The following is a 25,795-nucleotide window of genomic DNA, read 5'->3' as shown; positions in this document are numbered from 1 at the left end:
CTCCTCATGCACAAGGAACTCCAGGACATCCTCGGCTTGATCCGGGAGCAGGGCGGGCCCTTGGCCCTGGCCACGCTGCTGCGCGTCGAAGGCTCCAGCTACCGCCGACCCGGATCCCGCCTGCTCACCGATGGGGAGCAGGTGCTGCGCGGCTCCCTCAGCGGCGGCTGCCTGGAGGGGGAGGTGCTCGGAAGGGCCAGGGAGGTGCTGGCCGACGGCCTCCCGCGGCGGCTGCGGTACGACTTGCGGGGCGAGGCGGACCTCGTCTGGGGCAGCGGCAGCGGCTGCGAAGGGGTGCTGGACATCTTGGTGGAGCGGCTGGATCAGGCCGCCCCCCCGGGCTGGCTGGCCTGGGTCGAGGAGGTGCTGCGGGATCGCCGCCCCCTGCGCCTTGCGACCTCGCTGAAGGAGGGCTTCCCGCGCCGTCGCCTGCGTGAGGGGGATGCTCCGGACGCCGAGGAAATCCTGGAGGTCATCCCCCCGCCGGTCTCGTTGTGGGTCCTGGGCGCCAGCGATGACAGCCGGCCCCTGGTCCGCCTGGCCAAGGGGCTCGGATGGTCCGTGGGCCTGCTGGACCATCGCCCCGCCTTCGCCCGGGCGGAACGCTTCCCCGAGGCGGACCGCATCCTCTCGGGCCACCCCGCCCAGCGGGTGCCCGGGCTGGGACTGGACGGCCGCAGCGCGGTGGTGCTCATGACCCACAACTACCAGAAGGATCTCGAGGCCCTGCGGCTGCTTGGGGACGCGGGCGCCGGGTACCTCGGCCTCATGGGCAGCCGGGCCCGGAGCGCGAAGCTGGTGGCCGAGCTCGCCGCGGAGGGCCTCCACTTCGGAGACCGCCTGCACAGCCCGGTGGGACTGGATCTGGGCGCCGAGGATCCCGAGACCATCGCCCTGGCCGTGCTGGCGGAGATCCAGGCCAGCTTCCAGGGCCGGGCGGGCGGTTCCCTGCGGGCATCCCGCGCGCCCGTGTCGGCCCCATGATCGCGGCCGTCATCCTGGCAGCGGGAGCGGGGCGACGCATGGGCGGCCCCAAGGCTCTCCTGCGCCTGGCCGGCGAGACCCTGCTGCACCGCACTGCCCGGGCCGCCCTGGACGCCGGCTGCCGTCCGGTGGTGGCCGTGATCGGGGCCTGGGACGCCGGCCTTGACGGACTGGAGGTCCGGACGGTCTTCAACCCCGAGGCCCAGGAGGGCATGGGCAGCTCCATCCGCCAGGGCATTGCGGCCCTGGCGCCGGAGGTGGAAGCCGCCCTGCTGCTGACGGTGGACCAACCCGCCGTGGACGCGGCCCTGCTCGAAGCCCTGCTGGCCTTGGCCGCAGCCCATCCCGCGCGCGCCGTGGCCTGCGCCTATGCTGGCACCCTCGGCATCCCCGCCGTGCTGCCGCGGCGGTGCTTCCCGGAATTGCTGGCCCTGCGCGGGGACCGGGGGGCCAAGGCCCTCCTCCTGCGTCAGCAGACGGTCTCCCTGCCCTTCCCGGCCGGCGCCGACGACCTGGACGCGCCCGGGGACCTGGACAGCATCAGGCGCTGAGGCTGGGCTTCTTCTGCAGATGGTCGTAGCGCTTGCGGGCCTGCTCCAGCTCCGACAGGTGCGTGCCGGCCCACTCGCAGAGGGCGCCCAGGGGCCCGATGAGCGTGTGCCCCAGCTTGGTCAGCTCGTACTCGGTGCGGGGCGGCACCTCAGGATAGACGTGGCGCGTGACCAGGCCGTCCCGCTCCAGCTTCCGCAGGGTCTGGGTCAGCATCTTCTGGCTGATGCCACCCACCTGGCGGTGGAGGTCGCCGTAGCGCTGCTTCCCCTTCGACAGCAGGTAGATCAACAGGGTCGTCCACTTGTCGGCGATGAGATCCAGGGCCTGGCGCGTCGGGCACTGGGCGCTGAGGACGTTGGGAGCCAGGGCGCATGCCTTGCGAGTCGCATGACTAACCATTAGGTGCCTACCTTCCGAAATAGTGCCTACTTTCTTTTCGATCGTAAGCACCTAAAGTTTGGATCACGGGCGAATCGAATGCAAGCCCCCGAAAAGGAGATGAGGATGACCCAGCTTTCCATCGTGTTCCACAGCGGCTACGGCCACACCAAGGTGGTGGCCGAAAGCGTGAAGTCCGGCGCAGAGACCATTCCCGGCGCCAAGGTCCTGCTGGTTCCCGTCGAGGAGATCGACGCCCACTGGTCGGACCTTGAGGCCTCCGACGCCATCATCTTCGGCAGCCCCACCTACATGGGCAACGTGAGCGGCCCCTTCAAGACCTTCATGGATGCCAGCTCCAAGCCCTGGCTCGAGCGGAAGTGGAAGGACAAGCTGGCCGCCGGCTTCACCATCAGCGGCAGCCCCAGCGGCGACAAGCTGAACACCCTCCAGTCCCTGATGATCTTCGCCATGCAGCACGGCATGGTCTGGATCGGCAACGCCGAGATGCCCTACAACGAGGAGGGCATCAACCGTCTCGGCAGCTTCACGGGCCTCATGGCCCAGGCGGGCCAGGTGGCCCCCGAGGTCGAGCCCAACCTGGCGGACCGCAGGAGCGCCGAGCTCCTGGGGCAGCGCATCGCCTCCGCGGCCACGCGGTGGGCGAAGGGCGCCTGATATTGTCATGACCGGAAAGCCTTCCAGATCCGTTAATCTGGAAGGCCCCCGGAGGAGTTCCCGAATGTCCGACCTCATCCAGCACCTCACTGACCAGACCTTCACCGAGGCTGTCGCCCATGGCACCACGGTGGTGGATTTCTGGGCTCCCTGGTGCGCGCCCTGCCGCGAGCTGGCCCCCATCACCGAGACCCTGGCCGCGGAGTTCAAGGGGAAGATCAGCTTCGCCAAGCTCAACGTGGATGACTTCACGCCGCTTTCCGAGCAGTACGACGTTCTCAGCATGCCGACCCTGGTGATCTTCAAGGACGGCGAGCCGCTGGACCGGATCGTGGGCTCCCTGCCCATCGACCAGCTGCGGACCCGCATCCAGCAGGTCATTTGAACCCGCACCCTCCCGTACCCGAGGCACTCATGAGCACCATCTCTGGCGAAAGCCTGCTTCAGCAGCTGAACTGGCGCTACGCCACCAAGAAGTTCGACCCCGCGAAGAAGATCTCCGCCCCCGACTGGGCCGTGATCGAGGAGGCCCTCGTCCTCACGCCCTCCAGCTACGGGCTGCAGCCGTGGAAGTTCATCGTCGTCACCGACCCGGCCCTCAAGGCCAAGCTGCGCCCCGCGTCCTGGAACCAGTCCCAGGTGGAGGACTGCAGCCACCTGGTGGTCCTCACCGCCAAGCAGGACATCACCGAGGCCGACGTGGACCGCTTCGTGGCCCGCATCGCCGAGGTGCGCGGCGTGGCCATCGACACCCTGGCCGGCTACAAGGGCTACATGGTGGGCGACCTGGTCAAGGGCGCCCGCCACGCGGTCATCCAGGAGTGGGCCGCCCGCCAGACCTACATCGCCCTGGGCAACCTCATGACTTCCGCCGCCCTGCTGGGCGTGGACGCCTGCCCCTTCGAGGGCATCGAGCCCGCCAAGTACGACGAGATCCTCGAACTCAAGGGCACGGGCTACACCACCATCAGCGCTTGCCCGTTGGGCTATCGCGCCACCGATGACAAGTACGCCAGCGCCCCCAAGGTGCGCTTCGAAGCCAAGGACGTCGTCGAGCACCGCTGAGCGCGAACAGCAACAACACCCGCAGAGGGTCGCTGAGAAGGCGGAGGATGCAGAGGTGAAGGAAAAGCCTTCCTCTGCGACCTCCGTCTTCTCATTCTTTTCTCTGCGAGAGTTTTATTCTTCGTGGCTTTCCTGCCTCACCCAAGGAGGTCCCCATGCTGACCCGCACCCTCGGAACCCAGGGACTCACGGTGTCCGCCCTCGGCCTCGGCTGCATGGGCATGTCCGATTTCTATGGCCACCGGGATGACGCTGAATCCACGGCCACGATCCTCCATGCCGTGGACCAGGGCATCACCTTCTTCGACACCGCGGATGTCTACGGACCCCACACCAACGAGGCCCTGGTGGGGAAGGCCCTGGCCCCGGTGCGGGAGAAGGTGATCCTCGCCACGAAGTTCGGCATCGTGCGGGACCCGGCCAACCCCGCCGCGCGCGGCGTCTGCGGCCGGCCCGACTACGTCCGCAGCTCCTGTGACGCCAGCCTGAAGCGCCTGGGCGTGGCCACCATCGACCTCTACTACCAGCATCGTCAGGATCCCGAGGTGCCCGTGGAGGATACCGTCGGCGCCATGGCGGAGCTCGTGAAGGCCGGAAAGGTGCGCTTCCTGGGCCTGTCCGAGGTGAGCCCGGCCACCCTCCGGCGCGCCCATGCTGTGCATCCCATCAGCGCTGTCCAGTCTGAATATTCGCTCTGGACCCGCGATCCCGAGGCCGGCCTGCTGCAGGCCTGCCGCGAGCTGGGCGTGGGCTTCGTGCCCTACAGCCCCTTGGGGAGGGGCTTCCTCACGGGCCAGATCAAGCGCTTCGAAGACTTCGAGCCGGATGACTACCGGCGCAACTCGCCCCGCTTCCAGGGCGGGAACTTCCAGGAAAACCTGGAGCTCGTCGCCCGCCTCCAGGACATGGCCGCCGCCCGTGGCTGCGCCCCGTCCCAGCTGGCCCTGGCCTGGGTTCTGGGCCAGGGCGGCGATATCGTGCCCATCCCGGGAACGAAGCGCCGGGACCGCCTGGACGAGAACCTGGGCGCCCTGGAGCAGGTGCTCTGCCCGGGCGAGCTCGTGGAGCTCAGCGGCCTCTTCCCGCCGGGTGCCGCCGCGGGGCCCCGCTATCCCGAATCGATGATGCGTCTGGTCAACCGCTAGCATCCAAGGTGCGGAGGGATCCATGGCCCGCCGTGCAGAGGCCCAATCCGACAACGTCCCCGGCCCCTTTTTCGTGGACCGGACCTGTATCGACTGCGGCACCTGCTACCAGTTCGCGCCGGAGACCTTCGCCGACGGCGGCGACCACGCCAAGGTCCACGCCCAGCCCGGCGATTCCGTATCGCGGCTCCGGGCCTCCATGGCCCTGGTGGCCTGTCCCGTGGGCTCCATCGGCACCGATGACAAGGTGGAACTTCTCGCCGCCGCCAAGGCCTTCCCCCATCCCTTGGCTGAGGATGTCTTCTTCTGCGGCTACACCAGCGAGAAGAGCTTCGGGGCCTGGAGCTACCTGATCCGCCGGCCGAGGGGCAACGTGCTCATGGATTCGCCCCGGGCCGCCGAGCCGCTCATGAAGAACCTGGAGGCCCTGGGTGGCGTGGCCATGCTGGTGCTCAGCCACCAGGACGATGTGGCGGACCACGCCGCCTACCGCGCACGGTTCGGCTGCGAGCGCGTCATGCACCGGGCCGAGGGGATGACCTGGCCGGAACGGCTGGTGGAGGGCAGCGAGCCCATCCCCCTGGCCGATGACCTGCTGCTGATCCCCACGCCGGGGCACACGGCAGGGAGCGTGTGCCTGTTGTACCGGGACTTCCTCTTCACGGGGGACCACCTGTGGTGGAACCCGGAGAAAGGGCGCCTCTCAGCCTCCCGCACCTACAATTGGCACAGCTGGGAGCAGCAGCTTGACAGTCTGGAAAGGCTGCTCGACTTCGATTTCACCTGGGTGTTGCCGGGCCACGGGAGCATCCACCATGCGGATTCTCCCCTCGCCATGAGGGCCGAACTGGAACGGGCCTTGGCCATCCTCCGGCGGTCTTGATCGCGATCCCTCGGAAGGCGTGGGAAACTAGGGGGTTCCGCCGGAGTCCCCATGACCACCGCCTCTGATGCCCCCATCATCACCGCGCCCCGCGGCACCCACCTGCACTGCAAGGGCTGGGTCCAGGAGGCCGCGCTGCGCATGCTCATGAACAACCTGGATCCCGAGGTGGCCGAGCGGCCCGAGGACCTGGTGGTCTACGGCGGCCTGGGCAAGGCGGCCCGTAACTGGGACTGCTTCTACGCGATCGTGAAGGAGCTGAAGCACCTGAACGATGACGAAACCCTGCTGGTGCAGAGCGGCAAGCCCGTGGGTGTGGTGAAGACCCATCCCGACGCGCCCCGCGTCCTCATCGCCAACTCCAACCTGGTTCCGAAATGGGCCACCTGGGAGCACTTCCGCGAACTGGATCAGAAGGGCCTGATGATGTACGGCCAGATGACCGCCGGCAGCTGGATCTACATCGGCAGCCAGGGCATCGTGCAGGGCACGTACGAAACTTTCGCCGAAGCCGCCCGCCAGCACTTCAACGGGACACTGGCCGGCACCTGGACCCTCACGGCCGGCCTGGGCGGCATGGGCGGCGCCCAGCCCCTGTCCGTCACCATGAACGGCGGGGTGGCCCTCTGCATCGAGGTGGACCAGACCCGCATCCAGAAGCGCCTGGACACCCGCTACCTGGACGAGTGGACCGACAACCTGGACACGGCCCTGACCCTGGTGCAGCAGTACGTGGACGCCCACGAGGCCCGGAGCATCGGCCTGCTGGGCAACGCCGCGGAGCTCCTGCCCGAGATCCTCAAGCGCGGCTTCCAGCCTGACCTCGTCACGGACCAGACCAGCGCCCACGACGAATACAACGGCTACATCCCCGCGGGGCTCTCGCTGGAACAGGCCGCCATCCTGCGCAAGGAGGAGCCCGAGGCCTACGTGGAGCGGGCCCTGGCGTCCATGCGGACCCATGTCGAAGCCATGGTCGAGTTCCAGCGTCGCGGCGCCGTCACCTTCGACTACGGCAACAACATCCGCGCCCAGGCCAAGCGGGCCGGCTTCGAGAACGCCTTTGCCTTCCCGGGCTTCGTGCCCGCCTTCATCCGGCCCCTCTTCTGCAAGGGCATCGGCCCCTTCCGCTGGGCGGCCCTGTCGGGCGATCCCGAGGACATCGCGGTGACGGACGCCGCCATGATGGAGCTGTTTCCCGAGAACGAAGGCATGATCCGCTGGCTCAAGGCCGCCAAAGAGAAGATCGCCTTCCAGGGCCTGCCCGCCCGCATCTGCTGGATCGGCGCCGGTGAGCGCCACCTGGCGGGCCTGAAGTTCAACGAGCTGGTCCGCACCGGCAAGGTGAAGGCGCCCATCGTCATCGGCCGCGACCACCTGGACAGCGGCAGCGTGGCCAGCCCCAACCGCGAGACCGAGGCCATGAAGGACGGCTCCGATGCCGTCAGCGACTGGCCGCTGCTCAACGCCATGACCGCCGTGGGCGGCGGCGCCTCCTGGGTGAGCTTCCATCATGGCGGCGGCGTGGGCATGGGCTACAGCCAGCACAGCGGCGTGGTCATCGTGGCCGACGGCACCGATCGCGCGGACCGCTGCATCGCCCGCGTGCTCTGGAACGACCCCGCCATGGGCGTCTTCCGCCATGCCGATGCCGGCTACGAAACCGCCCGCGAGCATGCCGAGACCATCGGCCTGCACATCCCCATGAAGGGCTGATGCCACTGGATCAGCGGATACCTCAAGCCCTGCGGTAAGCTGGCGGATCTTCCCGACGAGGTCTCCATGCCCGCCAGCCTTCCGCGCCTGCTGTCCGCCCTTCTGCTCTGCGCCTCGCTGACGGCTGGCCCGAAGGGCAAGGTACCCGCGCCCGCCCCGAAAGCGCAGGGGCCGGTCGTGGATGCGGCCCGTCTCGCGGCCCTGAAGGCCCGCAGCCTCGGGCCCGCCATCATGGGCGGCCGGGTTTCCGACATCGCCGTGGATCCGGCAAGCCCCGACACGTTCTACGTGGGCCTGGCCACGGGAGGCGTCTGGAAGACCGCCAATGCGGGCGCCACCTTCTCCCCCCTCTTCGACAAGCAGCCCGTTCAGTCCATCGGTGCCGTGGCTGTGGCCCCTTCAGATCCGAAGGTGCTTTGGGTCGGAACGGGAGAGGCCAACGACCGCAACAGCTCCGGCTGGGGCAACGGCGTCTACCGCTCCACAGACGGCGGCGCCACCTGGGCCCGGGCGGGCCTGGAGGGCAGCAGGGCCATCCCGCGGGTCGTGGTCCATCCCAAGGACCCCGCCATCGCCTGGGTGGCGGTGATGGGCGATCTGTGGAACCCCGGCGGCGAGCGGGGGCTCTTCAAGACCACCGACGCCGGGAAGACCTGGAAGGCCGTCCTCAAGGCTCCCGGCGGCCTGGACATCCGCGTGGGCTGCGGCGATGTGGTCCTGGATCCCTCGACCCCGGATACCCTCTACGCCACCCTCTACGCGCGGCAGCGCACCCCCTGGTCCTTCAGCTGTGGCATCGCCGCCTCGGAGGGGCAGGATGTCGGCGGCATCTACCGAAGCACCGACGGCGGAGCCACTTGGCGCAAGCTCGGGAAGGGCCTGCCCACACTCACCGGTCGCATCGGCCTGGATGTCTCCCGCAGCAACCCGAACGTCGTGATGGCGGTGGTCCAGAGCGACCAGGGCGGCACCGTGGGCATCGACGACCTCCTGAGCCGCGCCGGCGGCGTGTTCCGCTCCGAAGACGGCGGGGAGAGCTGGATCCGCATGAACGCGCTGAACCCCCGCCCCTTCTACTTCAGCCAGCTCCGCATCGACCCGGTGAATCCCCAGCGGGTCTACGTGGCGGGCTACATGCTGCACGTCTCGGACAACGGGGGCCGCAGCTTCCGGGAGGACCTCTTCGGCAAGGTCCATGCAGACTGCCATGCCCTGGCCTTCCCCAAGGCCGATCCCCCGAAGGTGGAACCCCCCGCGCCCGGCGAGCCGGCGCTGCCACCCGTCTCACCTCGGCTGCTGCTGGGCACGGATGGCGGCGTGTACCAGAGCTACGAGGCCGGCCAGGCCTGGCTCCACCTGAACAGCATCCCTGCGGGCCAGTTCTACCGCATCACCCTTGATGACAGCACGCCCTACCGCATCGCCGGTGGCCTCCAGGACAACCTCAACTGGGTGGGCCCCAGCCGCACCCGCTCCAAGGACGGGATCCTCAACTCCGACTGGACCAATATCGGCGGGGGCGACGGCTTCTCCTGCGCCTTCGATTCCCAGGACCCCGATCTGATCTACGCCGAGAGCCAGGAGGGCATGCTGCACCGCTTCAACCTCCGCACCGGCGAGCTGAAGACGCTGCGCCCCAACCCGGCCGAGGGCCAGCCCGCCTTCCGCTTCAACTGGAACGCGCCACTCTTCGGCAGCAGCCACGACAAGGGCGCCCTGTACCTGGGCGGCAACCGGATCTTCCGCCTGACGGACCGCGGGGAGAACTGGAAGGTCATCAGCCCCGACCTCTCGACTCGGGACCCCCAGAAGACCACGGCCACGGGCAGCGGCGCCGAGACCTACGGCGTGGTGTACACCCTGGCGGAGTCGCCCGTGAAGGCCGGACTGCTCTGGGCCGGCACGGACGACGGTAAGCTCTGGCTCACCGAGGACGACGGCGGCCACTGGACGGACCTCAGCGCCTTCGTGCCCACGCCGGCCCGCGGCCAGTGGATGAGCCGCATCGAGCCCGGAAGGCGCGACGCCAAGGTGGCCTACCTGGCCGTGGACGCCCACCGGGCCGGCCTCTACGCCCCCCTGGTCTACCGCACGGCCGACAGCGGACGCACCTGGCAGAGCCTCGCCGCCAACCTGCCTCCGGACGTGCCCGTGAAGGTGGTCCGGGAAGATCCGGTGAACCCGGACCTGCTCTATGCAGGCACCGAGGCCGGCCTGTACGCGAGCCTGGACCGGGGTGCGAACTGGGTGAAGCTCGGCGGCCTGCCCGCCGTGGCTGTGGACGACCTTCAGATCCAGCCCCGGGAGCGTGATCTCGTCATCGCCACCCACGGCCGCAGCCTCTATGTACTGGACGACATCTCGCCCCTGGAGGCCCTCACCGCCGAGGTCGCCGCCAAGCCGCTGGAGCTCTTCCCCGTGCGTCCCGCGGAAGGCGCCTATCTGCTGCCCGGCTGGGAGGACTCAGCCGGCAGGGGCATCTATCGCGGGGAGAACCCGCCCGAGGGCGCGGTGCTCACCTACTGGATCCGCGACCTGGGCGACGAGGCTCCCAGCCTTTCGATCACCAATGCCGAAGGCCAGCCCGTGGCCACCTTCCCCCTGCCCCGTACGCCGGGCCTGGGACGGGTGGCCTGGAACCTGCGCCCGACCAAGACCCTGCTCACCGAGTACGGCGGCCTGGGCCCCGACAAGTTCGTGCGCCCCGGCACCTACACTGCCACCCTGACTCTGGGCGCCGCCAAGGTGCAGCAGAAGGTCCAGGTCACCATCGCCCCCGGCATCGAAACCCGCTGACCGTCCCAAGAGAGGATCCATGTCCCGCCCCTGCCCCTGCACTTCCAAGAAGCCCTATGACCGCTGCTGCGGCCCGTATCACGCGGGGATGGCCCAGCCCGAGACCGCCGAGCAGCTCATGCGCTCCCGCTTCTCCGCCTATGCCCTCGGCAAGGTGGACTACCTGATCGCCACCCGCCCCGAGGACAAGCGCGCCGAGGAGAACCGGGAGGAGCTTGCCACCTACTGCAAGTCCGTCAGCTGCGTGGGCCTGAAGATCATCGCCAAAGAGAAGGGCGGCAAGGCCGACGACACCGGCATCGTCACCTTCCACGCCAGCCTCCAGGCCAACGGCCGGCGCACCCTCCACATCGAGACCAGCACCTTCGCACGGGAGAATGGCCGCTGGGTGTACGTCGACGGCGTGGTGAAGTCCTAGCAGGCCCGGCCGTTCAGAATACGACCAGGGTGCGGCTGCGCAGCTTATGCACCAACATGTCCAGCGGAATGAAGAAGATGCGGAGGGCCCGACCGTGGCGGCGGCGGTCGCCTCGAGAACGCAGGGCGCGTCGCTCGGTCCCAGCTTCGCGGTCGTAGTTCAAGGGGGTCTGGCTGATCCGTCGATTCATCTTCCGTTCCCCTCCCTTGAGGAATATAGGGCATAAAAGCGGGTTGCGCCGTCAAGTTGTGAGGAGGAGACCTCAACCACCCGGCCGGCCAGGTTGCCGCCTGGAGCTGGGATCGGCCTTCAAATTGAAGGCGTCGGTGTTTCATGTTGATTCAATGCCCTTGGGCAGCCGTTGGTTTGTATTATTTAATTATTACAATATAATAGGTTATAGTTTGGTTCACAAAATGCTTGGAAGTGCAGATGACTCACTCTCCGGTCCTCCTGCACAGTTTCCAGAGCCAGCCGCCCAAACACCACTCGGGGCAGGGCGCGATCCTGGAATGGATCGCCGCGGCCCACGCCCAGGCGGAAATCACCCTTCAGAAACCGACCACGGACGAAGCGCGAGAGGCCATCACCCGGAAATACCGGAAGCTGGTCATGCGCTTCGGCTGCAGCACGGATCGGATCCGTTCCCGCAACTCCGCCCTGGATGACTTCACCCACACCGACTGGGATCGCATGCGGATCTTCCGGCTCAAGGAATATCCGTCGGGCAAGCCCTGCGGCGAGCGGAGCCGTTTCTTCCGGGAGGTCAGCGGCCTCGCCTTCGACCAGTTCTACGCCGAGGAGGCAGACCCGCCGCCAGTGCTCATCCATGTCACCTGCACGGGATATGTCTCACCCAGCGGGGCCCAGCGGCTGGTGGCCAAGCGCGACTGGGGGCAGTCCACCGAGGTGATCCACGCCTACCACATGGGCTGCTACGCCTCGCTGCCCGCCATCCGAATGGCCGCGGGATTTGTGGAAAGGGGCAAGGCCCGGGTGGATATCGTCCACACCGAGCTGTGCACCCTGCACATGGATCCGACCCAGCATCTGCCCGAACAGCTGGTGGTGCAGACCCTGTTCGCGGATGGCGTGATCCGGTACTCCGCCTCGCGGATGGGGGAAGGGCCTCCGGTCGCGAACGGCCTGGAACTGATCGCCACCCGCGAGGAGATCGTGCCGAACACGGAGGACGCCATGAGCTGGATGGTCTCCGACTTCGGGATGTTGATGACCCTTTCCCGCAAGGTCCCGGACCACATCCGCGCCGGCCTGGGAGCATTCCTGGACCGCCTGGCCGCCACCGCAGGCTTGACCACGGCCCAGCTGTGCGAGGCAGCCCTCTTCGCCATCCATCCCGGCGGTCCCCGGATCATCGACGAAATCGCGGAGCACCTCGGTCTGCGCCCGGAGCAGATCCAGGCCAGCAATGCCATCCTGGGCGATTTCGGAAACATGTCCTCCGCGACGCTGCCCCATGTGTGGAAGGCCATCCTGGAGGATGGAGCTGTCCAACCCGGCACCCTGATCGTCTCCCTGGCCTTCGGGCCCGGGCTGACCATCTCCGGCGCCCTTCTTCGGAAAAGCGCGTGAACGGATTGCTGCTCTGGTCCCTGCCTTTCGGCCTCCAGGGGCTCGCCATGGGGGTGGACGAGTTCTGGTTCCACCGCCGGAGGACCCTGCCCCGTGGTGAGTGGATGGGGCACGCCCTGGACACTTCGGTGTTCCTGGCCTGCCTCGCCTGCCCGCTCCTACTCCCCCCGGTGGCCTCGAACCTCGGCCTCTACGGGGTGCTGGCCGTGCTCTCCTGCCTCCTGATCACCAAGGATGAGTTCCTCCACCAGCGCCTATGCCCCGGGGGGGAGCATTGGGTGCATGCCGTCCTGTTCATCCTGCATCCCCTGGTCCTGATCGCCACGGCCCTGCTCTGGATCAGCACGGGGGCCATACCTTTGAAGGGAATTCCCACACCGGCTCTGGCCTCGGCAAGGGCGATGCTTCTGTTCCAGTGCCTCGCCGTGTCCGGATTCCTGGTGTTCCAGGTCGTCTACTGGTCGACCCGCAAGCGACGGGAGAGCACGAGGCCCGGCATCAACAACACCCTCTACGATGAGCTGGGCGAAAGATGGTACACAGCCACCGATGATCCGGTCGCCCTGTTGAGGGCGGAGTCCCGCCTCAGGACCTCCTGGGTGCTGTCGGAACTGCAGGCGCATTTTGGCGAGCCGCCCCTCACCATCCTGGATGTAGCCTGCGGGGCCGGGTTCCTCGCCAATCCCCTGGCGGAGGCCGGCCATGCGGTCACCGGGATCGATCTCTCCCGGGACAGCCTGGCGGTGGCCCATCGACACGACACGACTCGTTCCGTGATCTACCGCTCGATGGATGCGCGGGTGCTGTCCCTTCCCGCCGGACGCTTCGACGCGATCTGCATGATGGACTTCCTCGAGCATCTGGTCGAACGGGATGCCGTCCTGCGGGAAGCCTCCAGGGTCCTCAGGCCCGGCGGCTTCTTCTTCTTCCATACGTTCAATCGGACTCCCATCAGCTGGCTCATTGCCATCAAGGGCGTCGAATGGTTCGTCAAGAACACCCCCAAGCACATGCATGTCTACGACCTGTTCCTGAAGCCCGCGGAGCTCAAGGATCTGTGTGCCCGGCACCACCTCGCCGTCGAGGTGGTGCGGGGCGTGCAGCCCCGGATCTTCACCTGGGCCTTCCTCAAGCTGCTGCTCACGGGACGGGTGAGCGACCAGTTCCAGTTCAAGTTCACCAAGTCCCAGAGGGTCGGGTACTGCGGCCGGGCCCTGAAGACCGCCTGACCCCCCCCAGATCTGCTTCCTGGGGTGACCACGGCAAATCAGCGAAAGGAGCATCCGCCATGAGCACGATCACCACCAAGGACGGTACGGAGATCTACTACAAGGACTGGGGCAGCGGGAGGCCTGTGGTGTTCAGCCACGGCTGGCCGCTGAGTGCCGATGCGTGGGAAGACCAGATGGTGTTCCTGGGTGCCCGCGGATACCGATGCATCGCCCACGACCGCCGTGGCCATGGGCGCTCCAGCCAGCCCTGGGATGGCAACGACATGGATACCTTCGCGGATGACCTCGCGGCACTCGTCGAGATGCTCGACCTGAAGGATGCCATCCATGTCGGGCACTCCATGGGCGGCGGCGAAGTCGCCCGGTACATCGGCCGCCACGGCACCAAGCGGGTGGCCAAGGCCGTGCTGATCGCCGCCGTGACGCCCTTGATGCTGAAGACAGCCGCCAACCCCGGGGGAGCGCCGCTCGATGCATTCGACAAAATCCGCGCTGGCGTGCTCGCCGACCGCTCGCAATTCTTCAAGGACCTCACCCTGCCGTTCTATGGCGCCAACAGGCCCGATGCCAAGGTCTCCCAAGGCCTCCGGGATTCGTTCTGGCGCCAGGGCATGCAGGCCAGTCTCAAGAGCGTGCTCGACTGCATCAAGGCCTTCTCGGAAACGGACTTCACCGAGGATCTCAAGACCTTCCATATTCCGACGCTCATCATGCACGGCGATGACGACCAGATCGTGCCGATCGACACCACAGCGCTGCTCGCGGCCAAGCTCGTGGAGGGCTCCACGCTGAAGACCTACCCCGGGGCCTCCCACGGCCTCTGTTCGACCCATAAAGACCAGGTCAATGCCGATCTGCTCGCCTTCCTCCAGGCCTGACCTTCCACAAGCGCCGGAGATCCCACTCTGCGCCGCCGCTGATGCGGGCCCTCATTCCACGGCATCACTCAACGAGGAGATACGACATGGCAAAAGTCCTGGTTCTCTACTACAGCATGTACGGCCACATCGAAACCATGGCGAACGCGGTGGCCGAAGGCGCCCGCAGCGTCGCAGGCACCGAGGTCACCATCAAACGCGTGCCTGAGCTGATGTCCGAAGAAGCGGCCCGGAAGGCGGGCGCCAAGCTCGATCAGGCGGCCCCCGTCGCGACCGTGGACGAGCTGCCGGGCTACGACGCCATCATCTTCGGCACTCCGACACGGTTCGGCAACATGTGCGCCCAAATGCGCAACTTCCTGGACCAGACCGGCGGGTTGTGGCTCAAGGGCACCCTGATCGGCAAGGTGGGCAGCGTGTTCACGTCCACGGCCACGCAGCATGGCGGCCAGGAGACCACGATCACCTCGTTCCATACCACGCTGCTGCACCACGGCATGATCCTCGTGGGGGTGCCCTATTCCTGCCAGGAGATCATGAACATGAGCGAGATCACCGGCGGATCGCCGTACGGTGCGAGTACGCTGGCCGGCGGCGATGGCAGCCGCCGACCGTCGGAAAACGAATTGAAGGTCGCCCGTTTCCAGGGAAGCCATGTGGCGCAAGTCGCCAAGAAGCAATCTGCCTGACAAAGGAGGAACAGCGATGAAGGGCTTTGTGAAAGACATCGAAAGTCTCGCCATCAGTAATGACGCGTTCCGGCGGGTGTTGTACACCGCCAGGCACTGCCAGCTTGTCGTCATGGCCCTGAAACCCAAGGAGGAGATCGGGGCGGAGGTCCACCAGCTCGATCAGTTCTTCCGCGTGGAGGAGGGGGACGGGGAAGCGGTTCTCGATGGCGTCCGGACGGCGATCCACGCCGGCTTCGCGGTGATCGTCCCCGCAGGGGCGAAGCACAACATCGTCAATACCGGCAGTGTTCCGCTGAAGCTCTATACGCTCTACGCCCCGCCGAATCATCGGGATGGTGTCGTCCATCAGACCCGCCGTGACGCCGAAGCAGACAACGAACACTTTGATGGCAAGACGACGGAATAGACTGGTCATCAAGCCCCCCATGGCCCGGGGCTGGTCCATGTTGGGGAGCGCGGTGAACACGATCGAATCCACGGACCTCAGCGATCTCTCCTCCGATCGGGCCGGCAACCCTTTCGCGGCGGTGTCCGCGAGGCTGACGGCCGCAGCCGGTCCGGGTGCGTACTGGCTCGCTGGCTATGGGAAGTACAAGATCCGGCTGGATCCCATCTACCGTGCTGTTCTCCCGTTGATCCCCCCAGGCGCGAAGGTCCTGGACCTCGGGTGTGGAGTCGGCCTGCTTGGGCTGCTTCTGACCGCGCGAGGCCTTGAGAACGACATCCACGGCATTGAATGGGATGCACCCAAAGCGCACTTCGCCCGACAGCTGGCCGAATCGACCCCTGCCATCCAAGTGGAGTGCGGCGATCTGCTCAAGGAGCCCTGGCCCGAATGTTCGGTGATCACCTTGCTGGACGTCCTCCACTACCTCCCACCCGCCCAGCAACGCGCGCTGCTGTTCAGGGCCGCCTCCCACCTGCCTGAAGGTGGCCGGCTGCTGGTTCGCGTGATGGACGGCCGCGCCGGCGGCGTGGCGATCCTGACGCGCCTCTGCGAACAGGCCGCTGTCAAGATCGGCTGGAACAGGGCCGAGAACGTGCACTGGCGTCCCCTCTCCGCAGTCCGGGCCGACTTGCTGGAGGCCGACTTTGTGCTTCCTCCGGCAACAGCATCGGCCGGTCAGGCCATTGGGAATCAGCTGCTGGTTGGGGAAAAGAGAGGGGTCCTCGCCGGGAGTGTCCTTCCATGAAGGCCAGGCCAAAGGGCACCCTCGGCCGTAGTCAAGGGCTCAGGAAGGGGCGTCGACCCACTCGGGCGGGATTCGAACTGCGCCCGGCTTTGCCGGTCGCCGGTCCCGCTTCGGCGCGACAGAGGCTCCAACTCCGCGAGCGAAGCGAGTGGGAGCATCCTCCGGTGGAGGATGCGTCAGGTGGAGAGTCGCGCCTCGGGCGGTCCCACTCGACCCTAGATCCTTGCGACGCATGCATCGCGAGGGCAGGTTCGAATCCCGGAGGGATTCACTCCAGTGAAAAGGCCCCGCAAGCGGGGCCTTTTCACTGGAGCCAACTACAGGATTCGAACCTGCGACCTGCTGATTACGAATCAGCTGCTCTACCAGCTGAGCTAAGTTGGCGCTGGCCTCCCAGTTTGCCCTGGGAAGGCCCTGGAATCAACTACTGGGCGAAGCCGGAGGGCAGCTTCATGTGGAGGTTCTTGACGAGGAAGGCCCAGAGGTCGGCCCGCTCGGCGATCAGCTTGGCCGTGGGCTTCCCGGCGCCGTGGCCCGCGTTGGTCTCGATGCGGGTGAGGACGGGGGCCGGGCCGGCCTGGTCGGCCTGGAGGGTGGCGATGAACTTGTGGCTGTGGGCGGGCACCACGCGGTCATCGTGATCGCCAGTGGTCACCAGTGTCGGTGGGTATTTCACGCCGGGCTTCAGGTTGTGCAGCGGGGAGTACTTGATGAGGTTGGCGAAGCCCTCGGGGGTGTCGCTGGACATGTAGTCGCTCTTCCACATCCAGCCGATGGTGAAGGTGTGGTAGCGCAGCATGTCCATGACGCCCACGGCGGGCAGCGCCGCGCCGAAGAGGTCCGGGCGCTGGGTCATGCAGGCGCCCACCAGCAGGCCGCCGTTGGACCCGCCGTGGATGGCGAGCCGGGGGGTGCTGGTGTACTTCTCCTGGATGAGCCACTCGGCCGCGGCGATGAAGTCGTCGAAGACATTCTGCTTCTTCTCACGCTTGCCGGCCTCCCACCAGTCCTTGCCGTACTCGCTGCCGCCCCGCAGGCAGGCCACGGCATAGACGCCGCCCATCTCCATCCAGACCTGGGACACGGGTGAGTAGCCCGGCGACTGGGCGATGTTGAAGCCGCCGTAGGCATACAGCAGCGTGGGGTTGGTGCCATCCAGCTTCAGACCCTTCTTGTAGGCCAGGAACATGGGCACCTTCGTGCCGTCCTTGCTGGGGTAGAAGACCTCCTTCACCTCGTACTCGGCGGGCTTGATGTCCACCTTGGGCTGGCGGAATACCGTGCTGATGCCAGTCTTCAGGTCGTAGCGGTACAGCGTGGGCGGCTGGTTGTACGAGGTGAAGGTGTAGAAGGTCTCGGTGTCCTGGCGGCGGCCGCCGAAGCCGCTGAGGTTGCCCAGGCCCTCGGGCTTGATCTCCTTGAGGAGCCGGCCTTTCAGGTCATAGAGCTTCACGACGTTGAGGGCATCCACCTTCCAGGTGACCGCGAAGGTATCACCAAAGAGGTCCGCCCCGGCCAGGACATCGCGACCCTTCCCTTCGGGAATGAGGTCCTTCCAGGCTTTGGGGCTCGGATCCTTGAGGCCCACGGCCACAATGCGATGGCGCGGCGCGCCGGCATCCGTGTGCACGTAGAAGGTGTCGCCGTCATTGCCGAGGATGGAATAGGACCCGTCGTACTGGTCGAACAGGGGCACCACGGGACTGCCCGGCTTCTGGAGGTCCTTCAGGAACACCCGGTTCTTCCGCTCGGTACCCTGGCGCTGGGAGATGACCAGCCAGTGGCCGTCATCGGTCACGCCGGCGCCAAAGCCCCAGTCGGGCTGGTCCGGGCGCTCATAGACCACCACGTCCTTCTCGACCGGATCGCCCAGCTTGTGGAAGTACAGCTTCTGGTTCTTGTAGACGGCGGTGAGCGCCTTGCCGGCCTCGACCTTGGGGTAGTCGGTGTAGTAGAAGCCGCTGCCGTCCTTGGCCCAGCTGTTGACGCCCATGCGGCCGGCCGGGAAGGTGTCCGGCAGGTCCGCGCCCGTAGCCACGTTGCGGACCTTCCAGGTGCTCACGTCCGAGCCGCCCTTGGACAGGCTGTAGGCCACGAAGGCGCCGTCCTCGCTGAAGCGCATGCCCCCCAGCGCGACAGTGCCGTCCTTGCTGAGGACATTGGGATCGAAGAGCACTCGGCCCTTCTCCTTCAGGCGCTCCGTGAGGTAGATCACCGCCTGGTTCTGCAGGCCGGAGTTGTAGGAGTAGACGTAGTACTTGCCGTGCTTGCTGGGCGCTCCGTACTTCTCGTAGTTCCAGAGGCGGGTCATCCGCGCCTCGATGGCCTGCCGCTCGGGGATCTGGCCGAGATAGGCCTGGGTCACCTGGTTCTGGGCGGCCACCCAGGCGGCTGTATCGGCGGAGTGGTCATCCTCCAGCCAGCGGTAGGGATCGGCCACCTTGGTGCCGAAGTAGTTGTCCACCACATCCGCCTTGCGGGTGGCCGGATAGGTGAGCGGGGCCTGGGCCACCAGCGCCGACGCGGCGAAGGCCAGAAGGCAGGATCGGGACAGGGCGAGGGGCATGAAAGGACCTCCTGAAGGGCATGGGGGATGCCCCTCAGGATACCTCGTAACAAAAGGCTAGAACAACCCTCAGGGCAGCTTCATGCCGAGGTTCTTCACCAGGAAGGCCAGCACATCCGCCCGCTCGGCGATGACCTTGGCCGTGGGCTTGCCCGCGCCGTGCCCCGCGCTGGTCTCGATGCGGGTGAGGATGGGCGCCGGACCCGCCTGGGCGGCCTGCAGGGTGGCCGTGAACTTGTGGCTGTGGGCGGGCACCACGCGGTCATCGTGGTCGCCGGTGGTGATCAGCGTCGGCGGATACTTCGTGCCGGCCTTGATGGTGTGGAGGGGCGAGTACTTCATGAGGGTCTCGAAGCCCTCCTTCGTCTCGCTGCTGCCGTAGTCGCTCTTCCAGCCCCAGCCCAGGGTGAACTTGTGGAAGCGCAGCATGTCCATGACGCCCACCTCGGGCACCGCGGCGCCGAAGAGGTCCGGCCGCTGGGTCAGGCAGGCACCCACCAGCAGACCGCCGTTGCTGCCGCCGTTGATGGCCAGCTTCGGCGTGGAGGTGATCTTGTGGGCGATGAGCCACTCTGCCGCGGCGATGAAGTCGTCGAAGACGTTCTGCTTCTTGTCCTTGCGGCCCGCGTCATACCACTCGAGGCCGTACTCGCCGCCACCGCGGAGGTTCGGCATGGCGTAGACGCCGCCCATCTCCAGCCAGACCATGCGCGAGACGGAGAAAGCGGGCGTCAGCGACACATTGAAGCCACCGTAGCCGTAGAGCAGGGTCGGGTTCTGGCCGTCGCGCTTGAACCCTTTCTTGTGCACCAGGAACATGGGCACCTTCGTGCCGTCCTTGCTGGGGTAGAAGACCTGCTCCACCTGGTAGTCCGCGGGCCTGAAGGCCACCTTCGGCGTGCGGAACACCGTGCTCTTCCCGGTCTTCAGGTCCAGGCGGTAGATGGTTCCGGGATAGGCGAAGCTGCCGAAGGTGTAGAAGGTCTCGGTGTCCTCGCGGCGCCCGCCGAAGCCGCCGGCCGTGCCCAGCGCGGGCAGGGCCAGGCTGCCCGTCCGCTTGCCCTTGGGATCGTAGAACTCCACGGCGGAGTGGGCATCCCGCATCCAGGTGGCGATGAAGCGTCCGCCCACCAGGGAGACGGACTCCAGCACGTCCTTGCCCTTGGCCTGGGGAATGATGCCCGTCCACTTCGCAGGATCGGCCTGCCCTTTCCGGATGGCCACCAGGCGGTTGCGGGGAGCGCCCTGGTTGGTCAGCACGAAGAAGGTGTCGCCCTCGTTGTCCACGACGCCATAGGAGGCATCCATGCGGTCCAGGAAGGGCTCCACGGGGCTGCCGGGCTTCGTCAGGTCCTTCAGGAACAGACTGGTCTCGGGGTTGGTGCCCTTGCTCCCGGTGATGACGAGCCAGCGGCCATCATCGGTCACGGTGCCGCCGATGTACCACTCGGGCTGGTCCGGGCGCTGGTAGATGAGCACGTCCTCCGCCTGCGAAGTGCCCAGCTTGTGGAAATAGAGCATGTGGTTGTTGTTCACGCCCGTGAGCGCCCCACCCTCCCTGGGGGCTTCGTAGCGGCTGTAGAAGAAGCCGCTGCCATCCTTCAGCCAGGAGGCGCCGCTGGCCTTGGACCAGCGGATCTCGTCGGGCAGATCCTTCCCGGTGGCCACATCCCGCACCTTCCAGGTCTGCCAGTCCGAGCCGGCCACGGACACGGAATAGGCCATGAGGCGCCCGTCCTCCGTGAAGCTGGCCCCGCTGAGGGCCACGGTGCCGTCCTTGCTCAGGGTGTTGGGATCGAGGAGCACCCGGCCCTGGGCCTTGGGATCCTCGGTCACGAACAGCACGGACTGGTTCTGGAGGCCCGTGTTGTAGGAGTAGAAGTACCGCTTGCCCCGCTTGAAGGGGGCGCTGTATTTCTCGAAGTCCCACAGTTTCGTGATGCGCTCCCGGATCTTCGCCCGCTCGGGGATCTGCTCCAGGTAGGCGAAGCTGACCTTGTTCTGGGCCTCGACCCAGGCCTTGGTTTCCGGGGAGTTGTCGTCCTCCAGCCACCGGTAGGGGTCCGCCACCTTGGTCCCGAAGAAGTCATCCACCACGTCGGCCTTGCGGGTGGCGGGGTAGGTGATGGGAGGCTGGGCGGACAGGACTGCGGTGAAAGCAAGGGCCATGGCAAGGATCCTCATGCGGGTCTCCAAAGGGGGCGGTCATTCTCCCACCTTCGGGAAGCCCAATCCCAGCCGTGCAACCGGGGAAGCTTGGTGGTAGGGTGCGGGCAGAACCGGAGGTCTCTTGGTCCCGCCATCCAGCAAGAAAGTCTTCGTCCTGGATACGAACGTCCTCCTGCACGATCCGAACTCCATCCTCCACTTCCAGGAACACGATGTGGTGCTGCCCATCGTGGTCATCGAGGAGGTGGACCACTTCAAGAAGGACCAGACCGAGGTGGGCCGGAACGCCCGCACAGTCTCACGGATGCTGGACAAGCTCAGGGCCACCGGCAGCCTCAGCGTGGGCGTGGCCCTGGAGGGCGGGGGCTCCCTCAAGGTGGACGTCGAGAATCATCCCCTGGACATCGGCATCCTGCGCGAGGACAAGCACAAGGCCGACAACCAGATCCTGGCCTGCGCCAAGCAACTCCTCACCGCCCGCAAGGAGAAGGTGGTCCTGGTCACCAAGGACACCAACCTCCGCATCAAGGCCGACGCCATCGGCATCCTGGCCGAGGACTACACCACCGACCGGGTGGAGATGGACGAACTCTACACCGGCCACAAGTCCTGGGAGGTGGACCCCGCCAAGGTGGACCTGCTCTATGACGGCGGCCTCCAGCCCGACCCCGAGCTGCACCTCGAACCCAACCAGTTCCTCACCCTGGTGGACCAGACCAATCCCAGCCACACCGCCCTGGCCCGGTTCATGGCCGGGGAGGGGCTGCTGCGGCCCGTGAAGCGCATGGAGTCCTACCCCTGGGGCATCAAGCCCCGCAACCGCGAGCAGCAGTTCGCCCTGGAGCTGCTGCTGGATCCCACGGTCCAGGTGGTCACCCTGCTGGGCAAGGCCGGCACGGGCAAGACCCTGCTGGCCATCGCGGCCGGCCTCCAGCAGGTGGTGGACGACGAGGCCTACGACAAGATCCTCGTGAGCCGGCCGGTCATGCCCATGGGACGCGATCTGGGCTACCTGCCTGGCGACATCGGCGAGAAGCTGCGGCCCTACATGCAGCCCATCTACGACAACCTCGAGTTCATCGTGGGCGCGAACACCGAGGCCCGGAAGCGCACCACCATGACCGCGGGGCAGCTGGAAGAGGCCGGCTACCTCAGCGTGGAGCCCCTCACCTACATCCGGGGCCGCAGCATCCCCAAGCAGTACCTGGTGGTGGACGAGGCCCAGAACCTCACGCCCCACGAGGTCAAGACCATCCTCACCCGCGCCGGCGAGGGCACCAAGGTGATCTTCACGGGCGATCCGCACCAGATCGACAACCCCTACGTGGATGCCAGCACCAACGGCCTGAGCTTCCTGGCGGAACACTTCAAACACCTCGACATCTCCGGCCACGTCACCCTCATGAAGGGTGAGCGCAGCAAGCTGGCGGAGCTGGCGAGCAACCTGTTGTAGGAGCCCTTCATGGCGGACTCATCCTGGGACAACGGCGGACACGGCGTCCCCCTCAAGCCGGGCCTGCCGCTCTGGGGCAAGGTCGCCCTCGGCTGCGGCATCGCCTTCCTGGTGGCTCTGGTCACTTGCGTGGGCGGCATCGCCTACGTGGCGAACAAGGCCAAGAAGGACCCCGCAGGCTTCAAGAACCAGATCATGGGGTTCGCCCTAGAGAAGATCCGCCCGGACTGGGAGGACTTCCGCGGCGTGGTGGATCAGCTCCGCACGCCCGAGGGCTGCCGCGCCCTCTATGCCGGGAACCCCGGTCTGGCGAAGACCTGGGCCACCGAATCCGACTTCCTCCAAGCCGCGGCCAAGTGGCAGAAGGACTTGGCCCCCACCCCGGACCTTACGCCTGACCTGATGGAGCATCAGGGCCTCCGCATCAACCATGACTTCGGCGGCAAGGTGGAGGTGGGCTGGAGCCCGAAGTCGGGCCGGGCCGTCTACGTCACCTTCGAGGGCGCCCGGAAACCCGGAGACAGGGGCCCTCGACGCGTGCTGGAAGTGGACGTCCGCTGACCTGCGCATTGAGCCGCCACGCGTTTTCCGCCAAGATTCAAGCATGACCGCCGCTTCCGGATCCGTATCTGACGCCCTAGCCCTGCTCACGAAGGGCACCGTGACTTGCCACAAGCTCGACCAGCTGGAGGCGAAACTCAAGGAGGGCCGGCCTCTGCGGATCAAGGCGGGCTTCGATCCCACGGCGCCCGACCTGCACCTGGGCCACGGCGTGCTCATCCGCAAGATGGCCCAGTTCCAGAAGCTGGGCCACGAGGTGACCTTCCTCATCGGCGATTTCACCGGCCTCATCGGCGATCCCACGGGCAAGAAGGCCACGCGCCCGCCCCTCACACGCGAAGAGGTTCTCGCCAACGCCGAGACCTACAAGGCCCAGGTCTTCAAGATCCTCGATCCCGAGAAGACAAAGGTCCGCTTCAACAGCGAATGGCTTGGTCCTCTGCACGGCGAGCAGTGGATCCGCCTGGCCTCGCGCTTCACCGTGGCCCAGATGCTGGAGCGCAACGATTTCGCCAAGCGCATGGAGGCCCGCGAGCCCATCGCCCTCCACGAGCTGCTCTATCCCCTGACCCAGGCCTACGATTCCGTGGCCCTCCAAGCTGACGTGGAGCTGGGCGGCAACGACCAGCTCTTCAACCTCATGCAGGGCCGCATCCTCCAGGAGGCCTCGGGCCAGAAGCCCCAGGTGGTGCTCACCGTGCCCCTGCTGCTGGGTCTCGACGGCATCGAGAAGATGTCCAAATCCCTGGGCAACTACATCGGCTTCATGGAGGATCCGGACACCCAGTTCGGCAAGGCCATGAGCGCCAGCGACGCCCTCATGTGGGACTGGTACCTCCTGTTGACCGACAAGCTCCCTGCCGAGATCGAAGCCCTCAAGCAGGGCCACCCCATGGACGCCAAGAAGGCCCTGGCCCGGCAGATCGTGGCGGATTTCCACGGCGCCGGCGCCGGCCGGGAGGCCGAGGAACGCTGGGTGCGCCGCTTCTCCGAGCGCAGCCAGGAGGCGGCCCCCGAGGTCGCCGTGGCCGCCACCGGGGGCGAGGTCCCCCTCAGCCGGCTGCTCGTAGACCGGGGTCTGGCTACCAGCCGGAAGGAGGCCGAGCGCCTCATCGGCCAGGGCGCCGTGAGCCTGGATGGCCAGAAGGCCGCAGACCCGGCTCTCCGGCTCGTCCTGAGCTCCGGCCAGTCCATCCTCGTGAAGGTCGGCAAGCTCAAGCTCGAGCGCTGGGTGATCACATGAGCCTTCCGGCCCTCAGAGACCTCTTCGCGAGACACAGGACGGGGGCCACGGGGCTGTGGCGTCTGGGTCACGAGCCCGGCCGGACCATCTTCTTCGAGCAGGGGAATGTGGTGTTCGCATCCAGCAGCCACCCCCTGGACCGCCTCACCCACCTCCTGGTGGAACGCGGCAAGCTCACCCAGGTCCAGCTCGACTACGCCATGGCCAACCTGAATCCGACCATGTCCATCGGCCGGAACCTCATCGAAATGGGGTTCATCACCCAGCGCGACCTGCTGGATGTGGCCCGGGCCCAGGTGGAGCGGGTGGTCTGGGCCTCCATGGCCGGGGCGGCCGAGCCCCCCGCCTTCGAGGCCAAGCCCCTGGATGCCAGCACCGTCCGGCTGCCCTTCGACACCCCCGCCATGCTGCTGGCCGGGGTGCTGAACCTGCAGGACCGGGAGCGCCTGCTGGCGGAACTGGGCCCCCTGGACCAGACGGTGGCCCTGGAGGGCAGGCGGCCCCCCGAGCTCAGCCTCCCCCCCGACCTGGTCCGCATTCCCTCCCTCCTCGACGGCCCTCGGACCCTCTTGGAACTGAGCCGCGAAGCCGGGGTCGAGCCCTTTCGCCTGGGTGCCTTCGTGCTGTTCCTGCGGGAGATGGGCTGGGTCCGGCTGGAGGGGGCGCCCACCCTGGACATCCCCGTCCTGGAACCGTTCCCGATCCCTCTTCCGGTGGCTCCCCCCACCCCACCACCGGCGCCCAAGTCTTCGCTGATCGAGGAGATCCAGGCCGCCCAGCTCCCCACCACCAACCTGGAGCACCTTTCCGAGGCCCTGGACCAGCTGGGGCCTGAGGACGAGGTGGACGAGCCCCTTCCCCAGGGAGGCTTCCAGCCTCCGGCCCCCCAGGAGCGTGCCCTCCCCATCCAGCAAACGGCGGCTGGAAGCACGGAATTCCCTGAGCCGCCCTACCTTGAGCCCAGAGCCACGTCCCGGCGCCCGCTGATACTGTTCCTGATCCTCCTGGTCGCCCTCGGGCTATGGGCTGGTCTGCGGTGGTACAAGCGGAACCCCATCATTCTCCCGAGACTGGCCCAGGCGACCCACCAGAACCCAGAACCGGCCACACCGAAACCCGAGCCTCCCACGACCGAAGCCCCCCCGAAGATCGAGGCGAAGGCCAGCCCCGAGCCTGAGCCCGCCGTCCAGGCTCCCCCCCCGGTCACCCCGAAGCCGGCGCCCAAGCCTCCCGCGGTTCCTTCCAAGGCAGAGCGCATGAAGGCCATCCGTGACGGGAACTGGAAGCTGGCCCTCACCCAGGGTGCCGCCCAGCTGGGCGCGATGCAGGGGAAGTGGTCCCTGCGGCTGGAGATCGCCTGCCAGGGCGAGACGATCCAGCACGCCGCCGGGCTGCTGAAGGATCGGGACCCGGATCTCTTCATCCTGCCCATGACCATGCGGAACGGGCGCACCTGCTACCAGGTCTTCCTGGGGAGCCACGACTCGGAAGCGGCAGCCATGACCGCCGCCAAGCGCCTTCCCGCTCCCTTCCTGGCGGCGGGGAACCGCCCGAAGCCCTTCCGGGCGGATCAGATCCCCAGCCGGCAATAGGCATCATT

At 67.0% G+C, this 25,795-nt stretch carries 24 protein-coding genes and 1 tRNA gene; 20 read left to right on the top strand and 5 right to left on the bottom strand.

Features of this window, described 5'->3' with window-relative positions; all coding sequences use genetic code 11:
• The first annotated feature begins 6 nt into the window (after nt 1–6).
• On the top strand, nt 7–984 hold the full coding sequence (locus QSJ30_RS04560) for an XdhC family protein (protein ID WP_285606863.1): 978 nt from the start codon (nt 7–9) through the stop codon (nt 982–984).
• Complete coding sequence (locus tag QSJ30_RS04555; protein WP_285606861.1) at nt 981–1,535, top strand: nucleotidyltransferase family protein; 555 nt, start codon at nt 981–983, stop codon at nt 1,533–1,535. Before QSJ30_RS04560 ends, QSJ30_RS04555 begins: the two co-directional genes overlap by 4 nt.
• On the opposite strand, the gene QSJ30_RS04550 is transcribed toward QSJ30_RS04555, so the two are convergent.
• Complete coding sequence (locus QSJ30_RS04550) at nt 1,525–1,935, bottom strand: winged helix-turn-helix transcriptional regulator (protein WP_285606859.1); 411 nt, start codon at nt 1,933–1,935, stop codon at nt 1,525–1,527. The genes QSJ30_RS04555 and QSJ30_RS04550 overlap by 11 nt on opposite strands.
• Before the next feature lie 105 nt (nt 1,936–2,040).
• Here QSJ30_RS04550 and QSJ30_RS04545 point away from each other — a divergent pair, with 105 nt between their 5' ends.
• The 8 genes from QSJ30_RS04545 to QSJ30_RS04510 all read left to right on the top strand — a co-directional run bounded on the left by QSJ30_RS04545 (nt 2,041) and on the right by QSJ30_RS04510 (nt 10,615).
• Nucleotides 2,041–2,592, top strand: coding sequence for a flavodoxin family protein (locus QSJ30_RS04545; RefSeq protein WP_285606857.1), 552 nt, complete (start codon nt 2,041–2,043; stop codon nt 2,590–2,592).
• A gap of 64 nt (nt 2,593–2,656) precedes the next feature.
• The gene (gene trxA, locus QSJ30_RS04540; RefSeq protein ID WP_285606855.1) at nt 2,657–2,977 is read left to right on the top strand and encodes a thioredoxin; all 321 of its coding nucleotides are present in this window, start codon (nt 2,657–2,659) and stop codon (nt 2,975–2,977) included.
• Nucleotides 2,978–3,006: 29 nt separating this feature from the next.
• The gene (locus QSJ30_RS04535) at nt 3,007–3,657 is read left to right on the top strand and encodes an NAD(P)H-dependent oxidoreductase (RefSeq protein ID WP_285606854.1); all 651 of its coding nucleotides are present in this window, start codon (nt 3,007–3,009) and stop codon (nt 3,655–3,657) included.
• Nucleotides 3,658–3,812: 155 nt separating this feature from the next.
• Nucleotides 3,813–4,802 (top strand): aldo/keto reductase, encoded by a 990-nt coding sequence (locus tag QSJ30_RS04530; protein WP_285606852.1) that lies wholly within the window; start codon nt 3,813–3,815, stop codon nt 4,800–4,802.
• A gap of 22 nt (nt 4,803–4,824) precedes the next feature.
• Nucleotides 4,825–5,685 carry an MBL fold metallo-hydrolase gene (locus QSJ30_RS04525; RefSeq protein ID WP_285606850.1) on the top strand — a complete coding sequence of 287 codons (861 nt, stop codon included), beginning with the start codon at nt 4,825–4,827 and terminating at the stop codon, nt 5,683–5,685.
• Between the two features lie 51 nt (nt 5,686–5,736).
• A complete protein-coding gene (hutU, locus tag QSJ30_RS04520; protein ID WP_285606848.1) occupies nt 5,737–7,401 on the top strand; it encodes a urocanate hydratase in 1,665 nt (554 codons plus the stop codon).
• 66 nt (nt 7,402–7,467) lie between these two features.
• Nucleotides 7,468–10,197: a WD40/YVTN/BNR-like repeat-containing protein gene (locus QSJ30_RS04515; protein ID WP_285606846.1), complete on the top strand. Its 2,730-nt coding sequence runs from the start codon at nt 7,468–7,470 to the stop codon at nt 10,195–10,197.
• A gap of 19 nt (nt 10,198–10,216) precedes the next feature.
• Nucleotides 10,217–10,615, top strand: a complete 399-nt coding sequence (locus QSJ30_RS04510; RefSeq protein ID WP_285606845.1) for a YchJ family protein — start codon at nt 10,217–10,219, stop codon at nt 10,613–10,615.
• A gap of 13 nt (nt 10,616–10,628) precedes the next feature.
• Here QSJ30_RS04510 and QSJ30_RS04505 read toward each other — a convergent pair whose 3' ends face one another.
• The gene (locus tag QSJ30_RS04505; protein WP_285606843.1) at nt 10,629–10,805 is read right to left on the bottom strand and encodes a hypothetical protein; all 177 of its coding nucleotides are present in this window, start codon (nt 10,803–10,805) and stop codon (nt 10,629–10,631) included.
• A gap of 242 nt (nt 10,806–11,047) precedes the next feature.
• On the opposite strand from QSJ30_RS04505, the gene QSJ30_RS04500 reads away from it, so the two are divergent.
• The 6 genes from QSJ30_RS04500 to QSJ30_RS04475 all read left to right on the top strand — a co-directional run bounded on the left by QSJ30_RS04500 (nt 11,048) and on the right by QSJ30_RS04475 (nt 16,203).
• On the top strand, nt 11,048–12,208 hold the full coding sequence (locus tag QSJ30_RS04500) for a 3-oxoacyl-[acyl-carrier-protein] synthase III C-terminal domain-containing protein (RefSeq protein ID WP_285606841.1): 1,161 nt from the start codon (nt 11,048–11,050) through the stop codon (nt 12,206–12,208).
• A complete protein-coding gene (gene ubiG, locus QSJ30_RS04495) occupies nt 12,205–13,437 on the top strand; it encodes a bifunctional 2-polyprenyl-6-hydroxyphenol methylase/3-demethylubiquinol 3-O-methyltransferase UbiG (RefSeq protein WP_285606839.1) in 1,233 nt (410 codons plus the stop codon). Before QSJ30_RS04500 ends, ubiG begins: the two co-directional genes overlap by 4 nt.
• 59 nt (nt 13,438–13,496) lie before the next feature.
• Nucleotides 13,497–14,318, top strand: coding sequence for an alpha/beta fold hydrolase (locus QSJ30_RS04490; RefSeq protein ID WP_285606836.1), 822 nt, complete (start codon nt 13,497–13,499; stop codon nt 14,316–14,318).
• 86 nt (nt 14,319–14,404) lie between these two features.
• Nucleotides 14,405–15,007 carry an NAD(P)H:quinone oxidoreductase gene (gene wrbA, locus QSJ30_RS04485; RefSeq protein WP_285606834.1) on the top strand — a complete coding sequence of 201 codons (603 nt, stop codon included), beginning with the start codon at nt 14,405–14,407 and terminating at the stop codon, nt 15,005–15,007.
• Between the two features lie 16 nt (nt 15,008–15,023).
• Nucleotides 15,024–15,416 carry a cupin domain-containing protein gene (locus tag QSJ30_RS04480; RefSeq protein WP_285606832.1) on the top strand — a complete coding sequence of 131 codons (393 nt, stop codon included), beginning with the start codon at nt 15,024–15,026 and terminating at the stop codon, nt 15,414–15,416.
• A gap of 52 nt (nt 15,417–15,468) precedes the next feature.
• On the top strand, nt 15,469–16,203 hold the full coding sequence (locus tag QSJ30_RS04475; RefSeq protein ID WP_285606830.1) for a methyltransferase domain-containing protein: 735 nt from the start codon (nt 15,469–15,471) through the stop codon (nt 16,201–16,203).
• Between the two features lie 308 nt (nt 16,204–16,511).
• Here the strand turns inward: QSJ30_RS04475 and QSJ30_RS04470 are convergent.
• The 3 genes from QSJ30_RS04470 to QSJ30_RS04460 all read right to left on the bottom strand — a co-directional run bounded on the left by QSJ30_RS04470 (nt 16,512) and on the right by QSJ30_RS04460 (nt 20,953).
• Nucleotides 16,512–16,587 (bottom strand) — tRNA-Thr (locus QSJ30_RS04470).
• Between the two features lie 40 nt (nt 16,588–16,627).
• Nucleotides 16,628–18,769: a prolyl oligopeptidase family serine peptidase gene (locus tag QSJ30_RS04465; protein WP_285606828.1), complete on the bottom strand. Its 2,142-nt coding sequence runs from the start codon at nt 18,767–18,769 to the stop codon at nt 16,628–16,630.
• Between the two features lie 69 nt (nt 18,770–18,838).
• Complete coding sequence (locus QSJ30_RS04460) at nt 18,839–20,953, bottom strand: prolyl oligopeptidase family serine peptidase (protein WP_285606825.1); 2,115 nt, start codon at nt 20,951–20,953, stop codon at nt 18,839–18,841.
• 106 nt (nt 20,954–21,059) lie between these two features.
• Between QSJ30_RS04460 and QSJ30_RS04455 the strand changes: the two genes are divergently transcribed.
• From QSJ30_RS04455 to QSJ30_RS04440, 4 genes are read left to right on the top strand one after another with little or no spacing between them, the layout of a single operon-like run.
• The gene (locus tag QSJ30_RS04455; protein WP_285606823.1) at nt 21,060–22,391 is read left to right on the top strand and encodes a PhoH family protein; all 1,332 of its coding nucleotides are present in this window, start codon (nt 21,060–21,062) and stop codon (nt 22,389–22,391) included.
• A gap of 9 nt (nt 22,392–22,400) precedes the next feature.
• Complete coding sequence (locus QSJ30_RS04450; protein ID WP_285606821.1) at nt 22,401–22,952, top strand: hypothetical protein; 552 nt, start codon at nt 22,401–22,403, stop codon at nt 22,950–22,952.
• A gap of 43 nt (nt 22,953–22,995) precedes the next feature.
• Complete coding sequence (gene tyrS, locus QSJ30_RS04445) at nt 22,996–24,195, top strand: tyrosine--tRNA ligase (protein WP_285606819.1); 1,200 nt, start codon at nt 22,996–22,998, stop codon at nt 24,193–24,195.
• Nucleotides 24,192–25,787: a DUF4388 domain-containing protein gene (locus tag QSJ30_RS04440; RefSeq protein WP_285606817.1), complete on the top strand. Its 1,596-nt coding sequence runs from the start codon at nt 24,192–24,194 to the stop codon at nt 25,785–25,787. Before tyrS ends, QSJ30_RS04440 begins: the two co-directional genes overlap by 4 nt.
• Nucleotides 25,788–25,795 lie beyond the last annotated feature (8 nt).

Source organism: Geothrix edaphica (assembly GCF_030268045.1).
Classification (GTDB): domain Bacteria; phylum Acidobacteriota; class Holophagae; order Holophagales; family Holophagaceae; genus Geothrix; species Geothrix edaphica.
The sequence above is the reverse complement of the archived record's forward strand: the minus strand, read 5'-3'. Positions and strand labels throughout refer to the sequence as shown.